We start from the raw sequence: 19,206 nt of genomic DNA, 5'->3' as shown, positions 1-19,206 counted from the left end.
CAGCTCTCAGTGGAAATCAACACTTAGCCTCGTTGATGGAAGGATAGTCCTTGTGCAGCACCTGCACGGCAGATGCCAAGACCGCCTTAGGCAGTTTCAGGTACCCTTGCAGATCCTTTGGAAGGCCTTTGAACCCGTCCTGCTTCACCAGCCAGTCAAAGAACGCTGATAGGTACGAAACAAAATGCTTGATCGAGGAAGCGGACAAACAATCGGTAGAGTCTGGTTCCGCGCGCCTCTTTAGATCGTCTCTGACTTTGGCAACATCGTCACGGGTCAGTTTGCTGAAGTGCTTTCCCGCCACTAGATCTTCAAAATATCGGATCGCCGAAAGGTGCCGATCCACGGTCTTCACGTCGTACCGTCCGGCATAGGTAAGCCACTCGTGAATGATCCTGTCATTGGCTGTGTGGAGGCCTTCCAATCCGAATGTGCCAGTAATCCCAATATCAACAGGCACTGACTCGTCTTCTTCGCGGGGCCAAGACAAGGAAGGGTGAGCCATGCCGCAATAACAGCGAAAGCGGTAAGCGGCGCTGCAAGTTTCACGGCGGGATGAGCACAGGGCCTAGGACGGAGGAAGGGCGCGCAAGGATAGCCGAGGCACAGCGGGCCAGATGGGGGAAGGGGCTATTGAAGAAAGAACAGATCGCCAAGACAAAACTGAGCTAGTGTGCAGCTTGATTTGCACAGAGTGCGCACCTACCAATGTCCGGCGCATTCAGACGAGCAAGCAACCATGATGACAATTTCAGATTGTCTTACGAGAGAGAACAACTTTAACTTGTTGCGTATGATTGCGGCCACAGGGGTGCTCGTGTCGCACGCTTTTCCGCTCAGTCTGGGCGGGAACGCGCTGGAACCATTTGAGGTAGCTCTGAAAGGCGAAAACCTGGGCAGAGCCTGCGTGTTTGTGTTCTTTGCCATATCTGGGTTTTTCATAACCTCAAGCTATTCGAACCATCCCAACGCCCTGAGTTTCTTAACGGCGCGCGCACTGCGCATTTTGCCGGGCCTTTTCGTCATGCTACTTGCTACGGTTGCTTTGGCGGCATTGGTTAAGGTCGGTGTTGATAGTTCTACATTTTGGTCAGCTGTGCCCGGGTATCTCTTGAGTCAGGCCACTATGGGTATGGGCGCACTTCTGGGTGTTGCGCCGTCTGTTGGTAGCCTCCCCGGTGTGTTCGTCCAGAATCCCCTTGAGAACGCCATAAACGGCTCGCTTTGGTCACTACCCCTAGAGGTAATTTGCTATGCCGGTGTGCTATCCTGCGGCTTGCTGGGCATCCTCAGGCGATCAAAGCTATTTGGAGCAATAGTCATCGTTTGCACGGCAGGATACATTGTTCGGCTAGTGGCTCTAGACCAAGGCCTCAAGCTTCCATTTCTTCCGCAAATACTTGTTTACGTTGGGTTTCCCTTTGTCATTGGGATGGCGTTCTTCGTCTGGTCTGACAGGGTCATCCTATCGAAATGGATAGCTTTAGGGTTGGTGGCTTTTGCAGGCTTGGCTTGGCCTACTCCAGCCTTCTTACTCGCATTCGTGGTCGCACTATCTTACGGCGCTTTCCTCTTTGGTTTCGCCAACCTTCCTATCTTGGCACGCTACAATAAGCTCGGTGACTATTCCTACGGTGTCTACATCTATGCCTTTCCTATACAGCAAGCCGTTGCGATGGCTGGAATTGAGGAGCCGCTCATCAACATTCTAGTGGCGACCCCGCTCGTGTTCGCATGTGGGATTTTTTCTTGGCATGTAGTCGAGAAACCTTTCCTGAAGCTCAAGACGGCAAGGCGAGGCCTGTCAATCAGCAGTCCCCCTAGCGCAACCTAATGAAATCCAATTGGGGGACGGCGTGGGGGATGAATCACGTTATCCGAAAAAATTTCACTATTATATCAATGACTTATGGCGCATATGTGGCGGAGGAGGTGGGATTCGAACCCACGGTGGGGTTCCCCCCACGTCGGTTTTCAAGACCGGTGCCTTAAACCTCTCGGCCACTCCTCCGACGCTTGGCTACCTAGACGCACCGAACCGATTCTGAAAGGCCACGATGGCGTGAGTTTTCCGCCCATCTCCTCCCCCCGGCCTTTCCACCCGTCAGACCAGCCTGTATGATCCCGCTGTTCGCACTTTGCGCTATTTCGCGGCAAGGTCGGACTTTGGGCAGGAAAGACAACCGACAGGCCCGCAACGGGCCGGAACCACGCGCGGCAGGAACGTGCGGGCAATGGGGCAAGGAATGGCAGGATTTTCGCAGATGCGCAGCGCGCTTCTTCTTTCAACCGTCCTTATGCTGGCCGCCTGCCAGCCGGGGCAGAACCCCTTCGCGCGCAAAGCGGATGACAGCGGCGCCGCGACTGACGCCGCCGCCCCCGCGCGCTCCGTCACCTTGGTGGACCGCGATGTCGAGGCGCCAGAGGTGTTTCAAGTCACCGATCAGGCGCTTTGGGATGGCCGCCCCTCCTTGGGCGGCGTCTGGGTTGCCTCGCCAGATGCGACCGATCCCGAACGCGTCATCCTGCGCAACCCTGCCAATGGCAAATTCGTCATCGGCGCGCTCTTCAAGCGTGAAGCGTTCAATCCCGGCCCAAAACTGCAAATCTCCTCTGACGCAGCAGATGCGCTGGGTCTTCTGGCGGGCCAGCCCGGCACGCTCTCTGTCACCGCCCTTCGGCGTGAGGAAGTGCCCGCCGAAACCGATGCAACCCGGCCCCTTCTGGATGCCAATGAACCGGTGACGGCCACCGCAGCCGCCGAAGCTGCCCCTGCCGCACCCGCTGCACCAGGTTCCGTCTCGGTCGCCGCAATCGCCGCCAACGCCATCGACAAGGCCGAGGCCGCCCAGCCTGCCGCCCCTGTCATCTCATCCGCCCCTACAGGCACCGCGCCCGCCCCTGCCGCAGGCGCGATCACCGTCCAGATCGGTATCTTCTCGCAAGAGCCCAACGCCAACCGCGCCGTCCAGACGCTTCAGAAAGCGGGGATCAGCGCCACCTCCCGCAAGGAAACCACGCAGGGTAAAACATGGTGGAGCGTGACCGCCACCGGCACCGGCGGGCGTGAGGCGCTTTTGACCAAAGTGCGCGGGCTGGGCTTCTCCGATGCCTATGTGATCCGCCGCTGACCCCTAGAAAGGACCGCCGCCGCATGTTCCGCCTGCCCCGTGCCGCCGCCCGCCTTGCCGCCCTTATCGTGCTCTTTCTGATCGCGGCTCTGCCGGCCCGCGCCTTCGAAACGCGCGCCACGGCGGCCTGGGTCTATGACGTAACCACGCAGACCGTCCTTTTGGACAAGAACGCCGATACCCCCCTGCCCCCGGCTTCCATGTCCAAATTGATGACGATCAACATGCTGTTCGAGGCGCTGCGCGATGGCCGCGTCACGCCGGAAACCACATTCTCCGTATCGTCGCGCGCGCGGGCGATGGGCGGCTCGACCATGTTCCTCAATGAAACCGATCGCCCCACGGTGTTGGACCTTGTCCGTGGGATGATCATAAACTCCGGCAACGACGCCTGTGTCGTCGTAGCCGAAGGCCTGTCAGGCACCGAAGAGGCCTTCGCCCGCCTGATGACGGAACGCGGGCGTGCCTTGGGGATGACGAATGCCGTCTTCAAGAATTCCTCTGGCTGGCCCGATCCCGGCCACCGCATGTCGATGCGCGATCTGGGCATCCTTGCCAAGCGGCTGATCCTCGAATTCCCCGAATACTATCCGATCTTCGCCGAGACCGAATTCAACTATAAAGACCGCGCCCCGGCCAATGCCAACAACCGCAATCCCCTTCTGCGCATCGCCGCCGCTGATTGGCAGGCCGATGGCCTGAAAACTGGCCACACCTCCGAAGCGGGCTATGGCCTTGTGGGCTCCGCCACCATGGGCGAACGCCGTGTGATCTTCGTCATCACAGGCCTCGCCTCCGACAAGGACCGTGCCGAGGAATCCGAAGCCATCGTAAACTGGGCATTCCGCCAGTTTGCCGAAAAAACGGTCGTCACCGCAGGCACCCGCGTGGCCGAGGCACCGGTCTGGATGGGCGCAACCGAAACCGTGGGTCTGGTGCCTTCGGCGGATGTGCGCCTTCTTGTCCCGGCCCTTGTGCAAGACAGCATGACCGCCGAGGTCGTCTTTACCAGCCCGGTCAAGGCCCCCGTCACGGCAGGCCAGCCGATGGGCGAATTGATCGTGCATGTCCCTGACCTGCCCGATGCCCGCATCCCATTGGTGGCCGAAGCCGATGTCGCCACAGGCGGCTTCGTCAAGCGGCTGACCACCGCCGCGCAGGTGCTGATGCAGCGATACCTGTCGGATAGCGCGACCCCGGCCTCCTGATGCCCGGCCTCTTCCTCAGTTTCGAAGGAATCGACGGGTCCGGCAAATCCACACAGGCCCGCCGCTTGGCCGAAACCCTGCGCGCCAAAGGCCATGCCGTCACCCTAACCCGCGAACCGGGCGGATCACCGGGGGCAGAAGAAATCCGCCGCCTTGTGCTTGAAGGCGACCCCGACCGCTGGTCGGCCGAGACTGAGATCCTCCTCTTCACCGCCGCCCGGCGCGACCATCTGGAAAAGACCATCCGCCCGGCGCTGGCACGCGGCGAGATCGTCATCACCGATCGCTTCGCCGACTCGACCCGCATCTATCAGGGCATCACGCGCGGCGATCTGGTGGCGACGGTGGACCGCCTGCATGACCTGATGATCGGCACCGAACCCGACCTCACGATCCTTGTCGACATCGACCCTGCCGTCGGTCTGTCCCGCGCCCGCGCCCGCGCCGGCACTGAATTGCGGTTCGAGGATATGGGGCTGGACACCCAGACCCGCATGCGTGCGGGCTTTCTTGCGCTGGCCGCCCACCATCCCCGCTTTCGGCTGATCGACGGCGCGCGTGACGCAGATGCCGTCGCCGCCGATATCCGCGCCACCGTCCTGCGGCATCTGGGCTGACCGATGGCCACCACCGCCCCCGAAGACATCCCCGAACCCGACCGCATCGAAGGCGCACCCCACCCGCGCGACACGGCCCACCTCTTTGGCCATGACGCCGCCGAGGCGACCTTCCTATCCGCCTTCAATTCCGGCCGCCTGCATCATGGCTGGCTCATTTCCGGCCCGCGAGGCGTGGGAAAGGCCACGCTCGCCTGGCGCATCGCGCGGTTCTTGCTGGATGCGCCCGTCGATGACGGCGGCCTTTTCGGCGCCCCACCCCCACCCGAAACCCTCGACACGCCAAACGACACGCCCCTCGCCCGTCGCCTTCATGCCCTATCGGAACCGCGCCTCTTTCTCCTGCGCCGCCCATGGGATGACAAGAACAGCCGCCTGCGCCAGGAAATCACGGTGGAAGAGGCGCGCGCGCTCAAATCCTTCTTCGCCATGTCCGCCGCCGATGGCGGCCGCCGCGTCGCCATCATCGACGCCGCCGACGAGCTTAACACTTCGGCCGCCAATGCCGTGCTGAAACTTCTCGAGGAACCGCCCGCAGGGGCAACCTTTCTGCTGATCGCCCATCAACCCCACCGCCTTCTGCCCACCATCCGCTCCCGCTGCCGCGAGTTGCGCCTGTCCGCCCTGCCGCCCGACGCATTGGCAAAGGCCCTGACCGCCGCCGGGGGTGAGGTGGCCGATGATCAGGCCCAGCCCCTTGCCGAACTCGCCGGGGGCAGCGTGGGCGAAGCCTTCCGCCTGACCAATCTCGACGGGTTGAAACTATACGCCCTGCTGATCGATCTCTTCTCCTCCCTCCCCCGCCTTGATCGCCCCCGCGCCCTTGCACTGGCCGAACTTGGCGCCGGCCGGGGGGCCGAGGCGCAGTTTGACCTCATCCTCACCCTGATCGACCTTTTCCTGACCCGTCTCGCCCGCGCCGCCGCCACCCGCCAACTTCCACCCGAGGCGGCAAAGGGCGAATCCGCCCTCCTCACCCGGCTTGCCGACGCCCCCGATGCCGCCCGCCTTTGGGCTGAGATTGCCCAATCGCTCGCCCAGCGCGCGCGCCGTGGCAAGGCGGTGAACCTTGACCCTGCCGCACTTCTCATGGATATGGTTCTGACCCTTGAAAAGACGGCGGGAACGCTCGCCCAGAGGTGAGCATCCATGCCCTCCGATACACCGCCCGAACTTGTCGACAGCCATTGCCATCTCGATTTTCCCGACCTGATCGGGGAACTGCCCGATGTGATCGCCCGCGCCCGTGCCGCAGGTGTGACGCGCATGGTCACCATCTGCACAAGACTGAAGAACGAACCCACCGTCCGCGCGATTGCCGAGGCGCATGACGGCGTCTTCTACGCCGCTGGCACCCACCCGATGAGCGCCGCTGAAGAACCCCTCGCCACGGTGGAGCAACTTATCGCCCTGTCGCGCCATCCGAAATTCGTGGGCATCGGCGAGACGGGCCTTGACTACCACTACACCGCCGACAGCGCCGAGGTGCAAAAGACCTCGCTCCGCCTGCACATCACGGCGGCGCAAGAGACGGGCCTGCCCCTCATCATCCATTCACGCGCAGCGGATGACGACATGGCCGCGATCCTGACCGAAGGCTTCCGCGAAGGCCCCTACACCTGCGTCATGCATTGCTTCTCCTCCGGTGCGGCACTGGCCAAGGCCGCGCTCGACCTTGGCTTCTATTTGTCCATGTCCGGCATCGCGACCTTCCCGAAATCGCAGGAACTCCGCGATATCTTCGCTGCCGCACCCGTGGACCGCATCCTTCTGGAAACCGATAGCCCCTACCTTGCCCCGATCCCTTATCGCGGCAAAAGGAATGAACCCGCCTATACCGCCTTCACCGCCAAGACAGGTGCCGCACTGTACGGGATGAGCGAGGCAGAGTTCGCTGCGCAGACGACGGCGAATTTCGACCGCCTCTTCCCCCGCGCCGCGCGCAAGGCAAAGGCCGCCTAACATGGCCACCCTGCGCTTTACCATCCTTGGCTGCGGGTCTTCGGGCGGTGTGCCCCGCCTCGGCCCACCCGGCGGCGACTGGGGGGCCTGCGATCCGGCAAACCCCAAGAACCGCCGTCGCCGCTGTTCCTTGCTGGTGGAACGCGAAACCGCCGACGGCACCACCCGCGTGCTGATCGACACCACGCCCGACATGCGCGAACAACTGCTGGATGCCGGGATCGGCACGCTGGATGCGGTGATCTACACCCATTCCCATGCCGACCATGTCCACGGCCTTGATGATCTGCGCCAGATCGTCTTCAACCTGCGCCGCCGCCTCCCCGTCTGGGCCGATGGCCCCACGCAGGATGCGCTGATCGCCCGCTTCGGCTATGCCTTCGTGCAACCCGCGGGCAGCCCCTACCCGCCCATCCTCGACCTCAACCTGATCGAGGGCGATGTTCATATCGCAGGCGCAGGCGGCACGCTGACCTTCACCCCCTTCACCGCCCATCACGGCAGCATGGACGCGCTTGGCTTCCGCATCGGTCCCCTCGCCTATCTGCCCGACGCGGTGGATATCCCCGAAACCAGCTGGCCCCACCTCACAGACCTTGATTGCTGGATCGTCGATGCCCTGCGCCGCAAACCGCATCCGACCCATGCCCATCTTGCCCTGACACTCGACTGGATCGCCCGCGCCCGCCCTGCGCGCGCCGTCATCACCAACATGCATCACGACCTCGACTTCGCAGAATTGGAGGCAGAGCTTCCCCCCCATATCCGCCCCGCCCATGATGGCATGGTGATCGAATACGGCAATCAGGCCTGATCCCGTGAACGCCCTCCTTGACGTCATCCTGCCGGTTTTCCTTGTCATCGGCATGGGCTATGCCGCCGCCCGCGCCCGCCTCTTCGGGGCCGATGCGGTGGATGCCCTGATGCGCTACGCGCAAAACTTCGCGGCCCCCACCCTTCTGTTTTCCTCCATCGCGCGGCTTGACCTTGCCGCAACCTTCCAGCCCGCGCTCTTCCTCTCCTTCTACCTTGCCGCCTTCACGTCCTTTTTCACGGCCTTCACGGCGGCGATCCTGTTCTTCCGCCGACCCGTCACCGATGCCACCGCGATCGGCTTCGTCGCACTCTTTTCAAATTCGCTCCTTCTGGGCGTGCCAATCACCGAACGCGCCTATGGGACTGCGGCTTTGGCCGGCAACTTCGCCATCATCTCGATCCATGCGCCGATCTTCTACGCCTTCGGCATCACCGTGATGGAATGGGCGCGCACGCGCGGTCAGGGCCTGTCGGGCCTTGCCCTTATCCGCCAGATCGTTAGGGCGATCTTTTCCCAACCCCTCGTCCTAGGCATCGCGGCAGGCTTCGCGGTGAACCTATCCGGCCTGCCCTTGCCGACCGTGGCTTGGTCCGCCATCGGCATGGTGGCCGGAACGGCCATCCCGACCGCCCTTTTCGGCCTTGGTGGCGTCCTTCTGCGCTACAGACCCGATGGGGATTTCCGGATCATCGCCATGCTCACGGCCTGTTCGCTCATCCTGCATCCGGCCCTGACTTATGGCCTTGGCCGCTTCGTCTTCGGCCTTGGAACGGATGGCCTCCGCTCGGCAGTGATGACCGCCGCCATGGCACCGGGCGTCAACGCCTACCTTTTCGCCAATCTCTACGGCGTGGGAAAGCGCGTGGCCGCGTCGACGGTCCTTATCGCAACGGCCCTCTCCATCGGCACCATCTGGCTTTGGTTGCACATCTTGCCCTGACGCGGGCGGGATCGCACCTCAATGCGGCGTCACGCCCCGCAACCGCTCCGACCGCCGCCGCAGCAGTTCCACCGTCGCAAGCAGCGCGATGGAGATCACGACAAGGATCGTCGCCACCGCAAGAATGGCCGGGCTGATCGCCTCGCGGATGCCGTTCCACATCTGCCGCGGGATGGTCTGTTGGTCCGGGCCTGCGATGAACAGCACCGCCACCACCTCATCGAACGAGGTGACAAAGGCAAACAACGCCCCCGACACCACCCCCGGCAGGATCAAGGGCATGATGACCTTGAAAAAGGTCCGCGACGGCGATGCCCCAAGACTGGCCGACGCGCGGATCAGCGATTGGTCAAAACCGGACAGCGTCGCCGTCACCGTGATGATCACAAAGGGGATGCCCAGCGTGGTATGGGCAAGGATCACCCCCAGATAGGTGCTGGTCAGCCGCCCGCATGACATCCCGATGATGGAACAGGGGTTGGAGTAGAAAAAGAACAGCCCCGTGGCGATGATGATGATCGGCACGATCATCGGGCTGATCAGGATGGCCATCACCACACGCCGATACGGCATCTCAGGCCGCGACAGGCCCAGCGCCGCCAGCGTGCCCAGAACCGTGGCAAGGATCGTCGCCCAGAACCCCACGATGATCGAATTCTTCGCCGCCCGCACCCATGTGGAATTCTGCCACATGTCGCTCCACCACGCGCCATCGCGCAATGCTTCCGGCGTCTGCATCCCCAAGGTCAGCAGCGCATCATACCAGCGCAACGAATAGCCCACCGGATCGAAGGTCAGCATCGCCTCGGTAAAGGTGAAATAGGGCTCCGCATTGAACGAAAGCGGGATCACCACAAGGATGGGCGAGATCAGGAAAATGAAGATCGCCGTGCACAGGACCAGATAGGTATAGTGCCAGATCCGCTCCAAGGGGCTTGCATAGATGGGCAGGGCCATGATCGCGCCTCCTTAGCCGAGTTTCAGGTTATCAATGCCGATCAGGCGATCATAAAGCCAGTACAGCACCAGCACCCCCGCCAGCAGCATCGCCGACAGCGCCGCCGCCATGGACCAGTTCGAATTCTTCATGTGAAAGTCGATCAGGTTCGAAATCAGCTGACCATCCGCCCCGCCAACCAGCGCGGGCGTGATGAAATAACCCACGGCAAGGATGAACACGAGCAGCGCCCCCGCTCCGATCCCCGGCAGGGTCTGCGGCAGATAGATGCGCCGGAAGGTGGTCCAGCTCGTGGCCCCAAGGCTGCGCGCGGCCCGGGCATAGCTGGGCGGGATCACCCGCATCACCGAATAAAGCGGCAGGATCATGAAGGGCAGAAGCACATGGGTCATCACGATGATCGTGCCGGTCTGGTTGTAGATCATCTTCAACCGCCCATCATCGCCGATAAAGCCAAGCGAGATCATCAGATCGTTGATCACCCCCTCGCCCTGCAACAGCACGATCCAACTTGTCGTCCGCACCAGAAGCGACGTCCAGAAGGGCAGCAGCACAAGGATCATCAGAAGATTCGCCTTGGCCATCGGCAACGTGGCCAGAAGATGCGCGACGGGGAAGGCCAGAAGGAGGCAGATGAACGTGATCAGGGCCGAGATGAGGAAAGTCTTGACGAAAAGATAGACATATATCCGGCTGTTCTCCGGCACGCGCTGGATGCTGCCATCCTCTGCCCGCTCCAGATCAAGCGCGGCCAAGTAGAAATCCGAAGTATAGGCCGTCGAAGACGACCGCATCGCCTGCCAGACGGCCGGATCATCCCAGCGATCATCGATGGCAAGAAACGCCTCCTTATAAGGAGGGGCAAGATCATCGGCATTGCGCGCCGTCTTGGTGATCAAAGACCGCGTCTCGGGCAGGGTGTAATTGACCCGTGTCCCCGCCTCGCCCGCTGTCTTGTTTTCCTTCATGGATCGGAAATCTTCGGCCAGCGCGGCAAAAGCCACCTCGTCCGGCTCCGTTCCCGAAGGCGTTGATGCGAACCACGCCGATACGGCAGGCGCGTTCTTCGAAAAACCGTCATGGTGGAAAGACCGGTCCAGCATCTGCCCGATCGGGATGATGAAGGTCAGCACGACAAAGGCCAAAAGCGGCGCGACCAGCAGGAAGGCGCGACGCTTCGCCCGCGCCTGCGCCTGCGCCAGTGCCGCCTTCAGGGGACGGCCATCCGATGTCGTCAGGGTCCCCGCTTTCTGCGGGCCCGTCATCGGTGCGGAAGCGGTCACATCGGCCATTGTCTGTCTCTCACGGAAAAGAAAAGGGGCGCGGATTGCCCGCGCCCCCGGTCGTCAGATCACTGCGCAAGCCAAGCGTTGAAACGCTCGTTCAGTTCCGCATTCCGGTCCACCCAGAACTCGGCCGAGGTTTCCAGCGCATTGCCCATGTTCTCCGGCGCGGTCGGCAGATGCGGACCCATGACGGTCTTGCCGTCCTTGTAGATCAGCTCTTCCTTCAGCGCCGACTTCCGGGCCGGACCGTAGGAGATGTACTGCGCCTGTGCGCGCAGACCTTCGGTCGAGGTGGCATACTTGATGAACTCAAGCGCCTGATCCTTGTTCGGCGCGCCCTTCGGGATCGCGTACATTTCGTTCTCGTAGAGCTGGCCGTCCCACACGATGACAAAGGGCTTGTTCTCGGCGATGGCCGCGTTGAAGATCCGCCCGTTATAAGCGGTGGTCATGACCACTTCACCATCGGCGAGGAGTTGCGGGGCCTGCGAACCGGCTTCCCACCACACCACTTCCGACTTGATCGTGTCCAGCTTGGCAAAGGCACGATCCACGCCTTCCGGGGTGGACAGAACGTCATAGACTTCCGCCGCCGGGACGCCATCCGCCATCAGCGCCACTTCGAGAACAGCCTTGGCGCCCTTGCGGATGCCGCGCTTACCCGGGAACTTCTCCAGATCGAAAAGGTCGGCCACGGTCGACGGCTTTTCGCCCGGGAACTTGGTGTCGTCATAGGCAAAGACCGTCGACCAGATGTCGGTCGACACGCCGCATTCCGTCACAGCGCCGGCCAGGAAGTCATCGGCAGCCGGGGTGCCATCGGCACCAGCGGGCAGCGAGGCAATGTCGATCGGCTCCAGCATGCCTTCGTCGCACAGACGGATCGCGTCGGCGTATTCCAGCGAGGCCACGTCGATGGTCACGTTGCCCGCTTCGACCATCGCCTTGATCGGGGTCGCCGGGTTGTCGCTATCCACCATCTTGGCAGCAAAGCCCGAGGCAGCCGCCCACGGCTTCACATGTGCCTCAGTCTGGGCTTCGCCATAAGCGCCGCCCCAGCTCATCACCGTCAGTTCCTGCGCGGATGCCGAAACGGCAAAGCCGGTCAGGGCGGTGGTCAGGATCAGGATTTTCTTCATCTTTGGTTAGCTCCCATGTTGAACAGAACTGCTCTCTTGTCATTGGCCCGCCCTTTCGGGCAGGGCAGTGTGTCAGACCGGGTCAAGCGCGCGCGCATCCTGCGGCGCCCAGCCGATCTTGATCTTCTCGCCGGGGGTCAGCACCCGCTGGCCCAGCGTGTTGCGGCTCTTGATGACAAAGTCATCATGGCCCGCCACTTTCAGAACGGTGCGGAACAGGTCACCCATATAGATAACTTCGATCACCTCAGCCTCGATCAGATGCGCATCCGCAGGCAGCAGGTCGGTCTTGAACTCCACCCTCTCAGGCCGGATCGACACCAGCGTCTTCTGCCCCACGGACTGCACGTTCACAGGCGTCGCGTCGATCACCTCGCCCGTCGCCAGCTTCACCAGCGCGCGCCCGTCGCGAATCTCCTCAACCGTGCCTTCCAGCCGATTGTTCTCGCCAATGAACTGCGCCACGAAACTGTTGTCGGGCCGCTCATAAAGGTCGGCTGGCGGGGCCAGCTGCTGGATGCGCCCATCGTTGAACACGGCGATCCGGTCCGACATCGTCAGCGCCTCGCCCTGATCATGGGTCACATAGACCACGGTGATCCCAAGGCTTTCATGCAGATGCTTGATCTCGAACTGCATATGTTCGCGCAGCTGCTTGTCCAAAGCGCCAAGGGGTTCGTCCATCAGCACAAGCTTCGGGTCAAAAACCAGCGCGCGCGCCAGCGCGATCCGCTGCTGCTGCCCACCCGAAAGCTGGGCAGGACGACGGTTGGCAAAGGCCCCCATCTGCACCATGTCCAGCGCGCGCTTGATCTTATCCTCGCGCTCGGACTTGCCCATCCCCCGCACTTCCAAGGGGAAGGCAAGGTTCTCTCCCACAGTCATATGCGGAAACAGCGCATAGTTCTGGAACACCATCCCGATCCCGCGCTTATGCGGCGGAACCTGATTGATCGGGCGACCATCCAGCAGAATCTCGCCATTCGTGGCCGTCTCAAACCCGGCCAGCATCATCAGGCAGGTCGTCTTGCCGCTGCCCGACGGGCCAAGCATGGTCAGGAACTCGCCCTTGCCGATGGTCAGGTTCAAATCCTTCACGACAAGCGAAACGCCGTCATAGCTCTTTTGAACATGGTCAAATACGACGAAACCGTCGTTCAGGCGCGTGGCGGCCAATGGCATCTCCCCGGTCTTGTCGGCGGGTTCCCCGCTCGTCTTCTTATGACTAAAGCCAATGCCTAGGCGCATTGCAACCGGCTTGTCATGCTTCGGGCCTATCATCCGCGATTGCGGGACAACAGGCCAATTTGCGACCTCTTCGCCATCCAATGCGGCAGTTTCATCGCGTTGGGCGGGAAAATCGCCTTCTGGCCTGCCCACCAGCACCAGCCTCTCGCCGCGCCGCAGCAAGGATCGGGACGATTTGCCTCAGGCCGCGGAGCGCAGCCCCCCTCGATCTGCCCGAAAAATCATCCTCCGCTTGGCCACAGGTCGTGCCCGCTGACCATACAGGGCTTCCGCCTCCACCACCCCGGCCAGCACGGGCGCCAAAAGCGGAAAGGCCGCCGCTATCTCGGCTGCGACCTGCGGCCCCAGCGCGGCCACCGCCATCGGACCGGGATACAATGTCTCGGTCGCCATGCCTTGCGCAAAGACGATGCCATGGCGCTCCAACAGCAGATGGTGATAGCCCACTTCCCGCCGCCCTTTGGCGATGCGGAAGCGCGGATCGCCCATCTCGGCCAGATGCTTGGCGCGCACCAGCATCTCGCGCCCCTCCACCTCGGCCAGAACCGCATGATTCGGCGACACAATCACATCGCCCCGGTTCCCCATCGCCCCATCGCGGATCAACACCGGGCGCAACAACGGCTCCGCCTCCAGCGCGGCGCGGTCCAGATGCCGCCCGCCCGCCCAGATCACCGGCTGCAACCCGTGGTCCAGCGTCATCACCCGATCCCCCGCCCGGATCGCCTCCACCGGAACCTCGCCACGGTCCGTCAGGATCAAGGTCCCCGTCCCGAAACAGGGCACGCCCAGCGAAACAAGCGCAGGTTTTGTCGAAATCAGCGCAGGGTCGATCCCCACAAGGCGGATAACTTCGCCACCGGGGAAGGTGACAAGCGCCCCGCCCGCCCCATCCGAGGTGACAACCGCATCCGCCCAGTTGACCGGATTGCCCTGCGCATCGACCAAGGCCGACACATCGATCCGGTCCGTGAACTGCCCGTCGACAAGCGTCAGGTCCAGATCGTTGATCTGATCCGTTCCACCGCCACCGGAAAAGACAAAGACGTCGCGCCCCTCCCCCCCGGCCAGCGTGTCATTCCCGGCCCCGCCGACGATCGTGTCATTGCCGGCCCCGCCAAAGACGCTGTCATTGCCCGCATCGCCGAACAGGATGTCTTGGCCATCCCCGCCTTCGACCGTGTCATTACCGTCGCCGCCAAGAACCGTGTCATTGTCAGCGCCGCCAAACAGCGCGTCGCTGCCGCCGCGACCTTCGATCAGGTCGTTCCCGGCCCCGCCGTCAAAGATGTTGTAATAAAAGTCGGAAGGGTTCGAACTCTCATCGTCAAAGCCGATGATCGTATCGTCAAAGGCTGACCCGATCACCCCATCCACACCGGCCAGCACGTCGCCCTGCGCATCTCCGCCCAGCGCCGTCCATGTCCGCAGATTGATGCTAACCGCCGCATCCGACGCGGAATAGTCGATGATATCAAGCCCACGCCCACCGAACAGGGTATCGATCCCCGCTCCGCCGATCAGCGTGTCATTGCCATCCCCGCCTTCCAGCCGGTCGCGCCCATCCCCGCCAAACAGGCTATCCGCACCGCCGCCGCCGAAGATCTGGTCATTGCCCGCCCCGGCAAAGACCGTATCCGCCCCCGATCCCCCGTTGATCGTGTCATTGCCTGACCCGGTCTCAAGGATTTCCATCTCGGAAAAGAACGTCGTGCCCGCGCTGCTCGAGACAGAACCAGCCCCCGCCCCCGAGAAATTCGCCGTCACCGCCGTGGTGAAACCACTGAAATCAAGCGTGTCATTCCCGGTCCCGCCAAACAGCGTGTCCGACCCGTCGCTTGACCTTATAACGAAACGATCATCGCCCTCATCGCCAAAAAGGGAATCGCTTCCCGTCCCGCCGATCAGCGTGTCGTCCCCATCCCCGCCATAAAGCGTGTCGCTGCTTGATCCGCCATCGACCAGATCATTGCCGCCCCCGGCAAAGAACGTGTCAGACCCGCCCCCGCCGAACAGGCTGTCCGTGCCGTCGCCGGTCTCTACGTAATCCGCCCCGGTTCCGCCAAAGATCGTGTCATCGCCACTGCCTGTCACCGCCCTTTCAATCGAAGACATGCTGGCCGATGTCCCGGCCGCCGTGAACGTCCCCGACCCGGTGAAAGTATAATTGATCGTCACGCCCGATGTGATCAGCGTGGTGTCGATCGTATCAGTGCCGCTCCCGCCGATCAGCGTGTCGCGACCGCCGTTCTCTTCCATGAGAAAGCGGTCATTTCCTGCCTGACCCAAGAGCGAGTCATCGCCCAGACCACCCTGGATCGTGTCATTCTGCGACCCGCCATCCAAGAGGTCGTCACCGGCCCCGCCATCCAGAACATCCGCGCCGTTCCCGCCATAAAGCGAGTCCGCGTCGTCGCCCCCGTCCAGAACATCGGCCCCGTCCCCGGCAAAGAGGCTGTCACTGCCCGCGCCGCCGACCAAGATGTCATCGCCGGTCGACGCTTCCAACCGGTCATCCCCGGCCCCGCCGAACAGAATATTGTCACCCGTCCCGCCGAACAGGCGGTCCGACCCGTCGCCCCCATCGATCAGGTCCGCCCCGGCATTCCCAAGGATCGAGTCGTCATCCGCACCGCCGAACAGGGCATCCGCCCCGCCCCCGCCGGTGATCGTATCCGCCCCGCCATTCCCCGAAAGCGTGACATCGCCCCCGCTCGACGCGGCATTCAGCGTGTCGTTGAACCCGCTGCCTTCGATCCCCTCGATCCCGGTAAAGGCAACCGCCCCAACCCCAACAAGCGCCTGCGTCCCGTTCCCCGTCCCGCTGAACTGGACATTCACCCCGACTGAAGCGGTGGCAAAACTGATCGTATCGTTCCCAGCGCCGCCAAAGATGGAATCGACGCCGCTGCCATCGGTCACGATGAATGTGTCGTCGCCATCTTCGCCCAGCAGGCTGTCGGTTCCCGCCCCGCCCGTGATCACGTCATTGCCGGACCCGCCAAGGATCGTGTCATTCCCCGCGCCACCGTCCAGCGTATCGTTGCCCGCTCCCCCGGACAGCGAGTCATTGCCGCTTCCGCCAGTCAGGGCATTGTCGGCCGCCTGTTCATGATCAAGCATCGCAAGGCTGCCATAGGGCACGCCTGCCGCGGTGGTCGCCGTGACCGACCCGACCGTATACATCACCCCCGGCTGCAACGGGGCCGAGGCGACATAGCCCACCACCGTCCCGCCAACGATCACCTGATAAAGCGTGACCGCCCCCGCCACCGGATCGCTGACGGCAAAGCCATTCCCCAGCCGGATCGTCCCCGATGCCAGCGTCGCGCCCGAAGCCGTCACCACAACCCCGGTCTGGCTTCCATCCAGAACAGCCGCCGCCGATCCCGAAAAGCCCGTATCGTCATCCGTGACGGTAATGGTCAGCGCCGCAGTAGACGCCGACCAATTCGGGTCCAACCGAAAGGTTGACCCGGCAACGGGGGTGCCTCCCCCCGTGACTGCAATGGCACCGACGGCATAGCCGTCGATCACATAAGTGGCCATTCTACCGCTCGCGCCACGCCACCCGATCTTTCGCCGGGCTGGACAAATCCCGGGCTACCGCCGGGTTAACCTATTCTTAGGGGTGCTAAATATGGCCGAATTGTGGCAATTATGACCAAAAGTATGGGAAATGCCGCCTTTGGCAGTGATCCGGCCCCATCCCCGCCGCAGGAGTGAACGCCAAACCGCGGCACCGCACGCGGTGCGGCTTGGTCTGCTTAATGTCTGGGAAGGGGATTTCTAGCTGCCGATCAGGCCGTTCAACCAGCCGGATGGTGCGGATGAAAGGACTCGAACCTTCACGGGAGTTACCCCACAGCGACCTCAACGCTGCGCGTCTACCAATTCCGCCACATCCGCACGATCCAGCTTGGTGGCGGCTGTTTAGCGAAGCGCCAAGGGGAAGGAAAGAGGAAAAATCAGCCCCCCTTCAGCGCCCCGCCGGGGCGCCTCAATCACGCCCCATCAGCCGCTTCAGACTGCGTTCCAGATCGGCCGCGGCGGCATCGGCGATGGCGCGATGCGTCTTCATCCGCTGCCCAGACCGCGCCTCGCGCAGCCGCGCCGTCATCGTCCGCAGGAACCGGCCCAGCGCCGTCCCATCCTCTGGCTCCGGCAGGCGGCGGGCATTATGCGCCCGCATCGCCTCGCGCATCCGGTCGGCATTGGCGATCAGCGCCTGATCCGGCTGCACCCCGCCCTCGCCCGCCGTAAAGAACCCCACGCAACGCCCCGCGCACCGCGCCGCCGTCTCGGGCAGTTCCACCAACCCCGCCCGCGCCGCCACATGGCGCAATGTCACTGGGTTGTAATTGTAGATATGCCCGAAATGGAACATCCGGCCCTGCAACTTGTTGCGTGCCTCGGCCTCAATATTGGGCACCTCGATATACAGAACGCCACCGGGCCGCAGCCAGCCGCGCAGGGTGGTCAAAGACGCCACCGGATCGCGCATATGTTCCAAAACATGGCTCAGCCGGATCAGGTCGAAACGGCCTTCGGGGAAATCGCATTCCTCCAGCGTCCGCCCCGCCACATCCAGATCCAGTTTTTCCCGGCAATAGGCGGCATAGCCTTCATGCGGCTCCACAGCCGTCATCTCCGCGCCCAGATGCTTGCCCAGAAAGGTGAACTCCCCGCTCCCCGATCCCAGATCAAGCCAGTCACCGCCGCGCGAATAGATGTCGCGGAATTCGATGAAATGAACCTTCAGCCGCTCCAGATTGCGCCAGACCTGCCGCAGGCGCGGCTCTGTCGCCCCTTTATAGCTTTCGCGGTAATCCTTCCGGTAAAACCGATCCAGCTCCTCCGGCGTCGGCACTGGGTCGTTCCGCAGCACACCACAGCCGGAACACAGCACGGTCATCAGGGGTTGCCCATGGCGATCCGTTCGGGAAACCACCTCTGTTCCCTTCGCCCCGCACAGCACGCAGCCCGATGACATGGCCGCCCCCCTTCGTTTCGTCCCATTCCTGCCCGCCATCTGCGCCAGCTTTCCGCCCGGCACAAGAGAGAATACACCCACTGCACCCTGCGCCCCGCCCCGCATTGCCCCGTGACACCGACGGCAAGCCCCCATATCTATAAGGCCAAGTCAAAGGAGGGGGCCGTCCCGCCCCATCGCATTATGGTCGAATGGACCCATCTTCCGGGCCTAAGCCCCTATCTGCCCACCCTCGCCGCGATGGAGGCGCGCGTGGCCGAAATCGCCCAAGGCACCGCGCCCGAGGCGATCTGGCTTCTGGAACACCCCCCGCTCTACACTGCCGGAACCTCGGCCAAACGTGCCGATCTCGTCGATCCCGATCGTTTTCCCGTGCATGAAACAGGGCGCGGTGGGCAATATACCTATCACGGCCCCGGTCAGCGGGTGATCTATTGCATGCTCGACGTCGGCGCGCGCGGGCGCGATGTGCGCTGCTTCGTCCGAGCCTTGGAAAACTGGGTCATCGCAACCCTTGCCGAATTCAACGTGAAAGGGGAAATCCGCCCCGGCCGCGTCGGGGTCTGGGTCACCCGCCCCGACCGCGCGCCCAATGCCGACGGCACACCCGCCGAAGACAAGATCGCGGCCATCGGCGTAAAACTTCGCCGCTGGATCAGCTTTCACGGCATTTCCATCAATGTGGAACCCGACCTGTCGCATTTTTCCGGCATCATTCCCTGCGGGATCGCCGATCATGGCGTGACAAGCCTTGTCGATCTGGGCCTTCCCGTCACCATGGCCGATCTTGACGCGGCCCTGATGGCCACCTTCCCCCGCTTTTTCCCCGAAGGCGCACCGCTGCAACCCGATGGCCGCGCCCCGGCCAGTTGCACAATAGGCTAATCCCGCTTGCACTTTCAGCGAG

At 62.8% G+C, this 19,206-nt stretch carries 17 protein-coding genes and 2 tRNA genes; 10 read left to right on the top strand and 9 right to left on the bottom strand.

Features of this window, described 5'->3' with window-relative positions:
• Positions 1–16: 16 nt before the first annotated feature.
• A complete protein-coding gene (locus tag QF092_RS00415; protein WP_281466526.1) occupies positions 17–460 on the bottom strand; it encodes a phage integrase N-terminal SAM-like domain-containing protein in 444 nt (147 codons plus the stop codon).
• On the opposite strand from QF092_RS00415, the gene QF092_RS19975 reads away from it, so the two are divergent.
• Both QF092_RS19975 and QF092_RS00410 read left to right on the top strand, forming a co-directional pair.
• Complete coding sequence (locus QF092_RS19975; RefSeq protein WP_420026550.1) at positions 460–672, top strand: HGGxSTG domain-containing protein; 213 nt, start codon at positions 460–462, stop codon at positions 670–672. The genes QF092_RS00415 and QF092_RS19975 overlap by 1 nt on opposite strands.
• Position 673: 1 nt before the next feature.
• Positions 674–1,834, top strand: a complete 1,161-nt coding sequence (locus QF092_RS00410; protein WP_281466523.1) for an acyltransferase family protein — start codon at positions 674–676, stop codon at positions 1,832–1,834.
• Between the two features lie 87 nt (positions 1,835–1,921).
• Here QF092_RS00410 and QF092_RS00405 read toward each other — a convergent pair.
• Positions 1,922–2,011, bottom strand: a tRNA-Ser gene (locus QF092_RS00405).
• Between the two features lie 235 nt (positions 2,012–2,246).
• Between QF092_RS00405 and QF092_RS00400 the strand changes: the two genes are divergently transcribed.
• The 7 genes from QF092_RS00400 to QF092_RS00370 are packed head-to-tail and all read left to right on the top strand — an operon-like array spanning position 2,247 to position 8,675.
• The gene (locus QF092_RS00400) at positions 2,247–3,131 is read left to right on the top strand and encodes an SPOR domain-containing protein (protein ID WP_281466521.1); all 885 of its coding nucleotides are present in this window, start codon (positions 2,247–2,249) and stop codon (positions 3,129–3,131) included.
• A gap of 23 nt (positions 3,132–3,154) precedes the next feature.
• On the top strand, positions 3,155–4,339 hold the full coding sequence (locus QF092_RS00395; protein ID WP_281466519.1) for a D-alanyl-D-alanine carboxypeptidase family protein: 1,185 nt from the start codon (positions 3,155–3,157) through the stop codon (positions 4,337–4,339).
• Positions 4,339–4,956 carry a dTMP kinase gene (tmk, locus tag QF092_RS00390; protein WP_281466517.1) on the top strand — a complete coding sequence of 206 codons (618 nt, stop codon included), beginning with the start codon at positions 4,339–4,341 and terminating at the stop codon, positions 4,954–4,956. The genes QF092_RS00395 and tmk overlap by 1 nt, the downstream gene beginning before the upstream one ends.
• Before the next feature lie 3 nt (positions 4,957–4,959).
• Positions 4,960–6,099 carry a DNA polymerase III subunit delta' gene (locus tag QF092_RS00385; RefSeq protein ID WP_281466515.1) on the top strand — a complete coding sequence of 380 codons (1,140 nt, stop codon included), beginning with the start codon at positions 4,960–4,962 and terminating at the stop codon, positions 6,097–6,099.
• A 6-nt stretch (positions 6,100–6,105) separates the two neighbouring features.
• The gene (locus tag QF092_RS00380) at positions 6,106–6,918 is read left to right on the top strand and encodes a TatD family hydrolase (protein WP_281466513.1); all 813 of its coding nucleotides are present in this window, start codon (positions 6,106–6,108) and stop codon (positions 6,916–6,918) included.
• Between the two features lies 1 nt (position 6,919).
• Positions 6,920–7,732 carry an MBL fold metallo-hydrolase gene (locus QF092_RS00375; protein WP_281466512.1) on the top strand — a complete coding sequence of 271 codons (813 nt, stop codon included), beginning with the start codon at positions 6,920–6,922 and terminating at the stop codon, positions 7,730–7,732.
• A 4-nt stretch (positions 7,733–7,736) separates the two neighbouring features.
• Positions 7,737–8,675 carry an AEC family transporter gene (locus QF092_RS00370; protein WP_281466510.1) on the top strand — a complete coding sequence of 313 codons (939 nt, stop codon included), beginning with the start codon at positions 7,737–7,739 and terminating at the stop codon, positions 8,673–8,675.
• Between the two features lie 18 nt (positions 8,676–8,693).
• Here QF092_RS00370 and QF092_RS00365 read toward each other — a convergent pair whose 3' ends face one another.
• The 7 genes from QF092_RS00365 to QF092_RS00335 form a co-directional block, all read right to left on the bottom strand.
• The gene (locus QF092_RS00365; RefSeq protein WP_281466508.1) at positions 8,694–9,632 is read right to left on the bottom strand and encodes an ABC transporter permease; all 939 of its coding nucleotides are present in this window, start codon (positions 9,630–9,632) and stop codon (positions 8,694–8,696) included.
• A 12-nt stretch (positions 9,633–9,644) separates the two neighbouring features.
• Positions 9,645–10,925: an ABC transporter permease gene (locus tag QF092_RS00360; RefSeq protein WP_281466505.1), complete on the bottom strand. Its 1,281-nt coding sequence runs from the start codon at positions 10,923–10,925 to the stop codon at positions 9,645–9,647.
• Positions 10,926–10,984: 59 nt separating this feature from the next.
• Positions 10,985–12,058: an ABC transporter substrate-binding protein gene (locus QF092_RS00355; protein WP_281466504.1), complete on the bottom strand. Its 1,074-nt coding sequence runs from the start codon at positions 12,056–12,058 to the stop codon at positions 10,985–10,987.
• Positions 12,059–12,130: 72 nt separating this feature from the next.
• A complete protein-coding gene (locus QF092_RS00350) occupies positions 12,131–13,234 on the bottom strand; it encodes an ABC transporter ATP-binding protein (RefSeq protein WP_420026485.1) in 1,104 nt (367 codons plus the stop codon).
• Between the two features lie 252 nt (positions 13,235–13,486).
• Positions 13,487–16,855 carry a Hint domain-containing protein gene (locus QF092_RS00345; protein WP_281466502.1) on the bottom strand — a complete coding sequence of 1,123 codons (3,369 nt, stop codon included), beginning with the start codon at positions 16,853–16,855 and terminating at the stop codon, positions 13,487–13,489.
• Between the two features lie 273 nt (positions 16,856–17,128).
• Positions 17,129–17,215 (bottom strand) — tRNA-Leu (locus QF092_RS00340).
• Positions 17,216–17,306: 91 nt separating this feature from the next.
• The gene (locus tag QF092_RS00335; RefSeq protein ID WP_281466500.1) at positions 17,307–18,299 is read right to left on the bottom strand and encodes a class I SAM-dependent methyltransferase; all 993 of its coding nucleotides are present in this window, start codon (positions 18,297–18,299) and stop codon (positions 17,307–17,309) included.
• A gap of 183 nt (positions 18,300–18,482) precedes the next feature.
• Between QF092_RS00335 and lipB the strand changes: the two genes are divergently transcribed.
• Positions 18,483–19,184, top strand: coding sequence for a lipoyl(octanoyl) transferase LipB (gene lipB, locus QF092_RS00330; protein WP_281466498.1), 702 nt, complete (start codon positions 18,483–18,485; stop codon positions 19,182–19,184).
• Positions 19,185–19,206 lie beyond the last annotated feature (22 nt).

It is taken from the genome of Fuscovulum ytuae (assembly GCF_029953595.1).
In the GTDB taxonomy this organism is placed as follows: Bacteria; Pseudomonadota; Alphaproteobacteria; order Rhodobacterales; family Rhodobacteraceae; genus Paragemmobacter; species Paragemmobacter ytuae.
The sequence above is the reverse complement of the archived record's forward strand: the minus strand, read 5'-3'. Positions and strand labels throughout refer to the sequence as shown.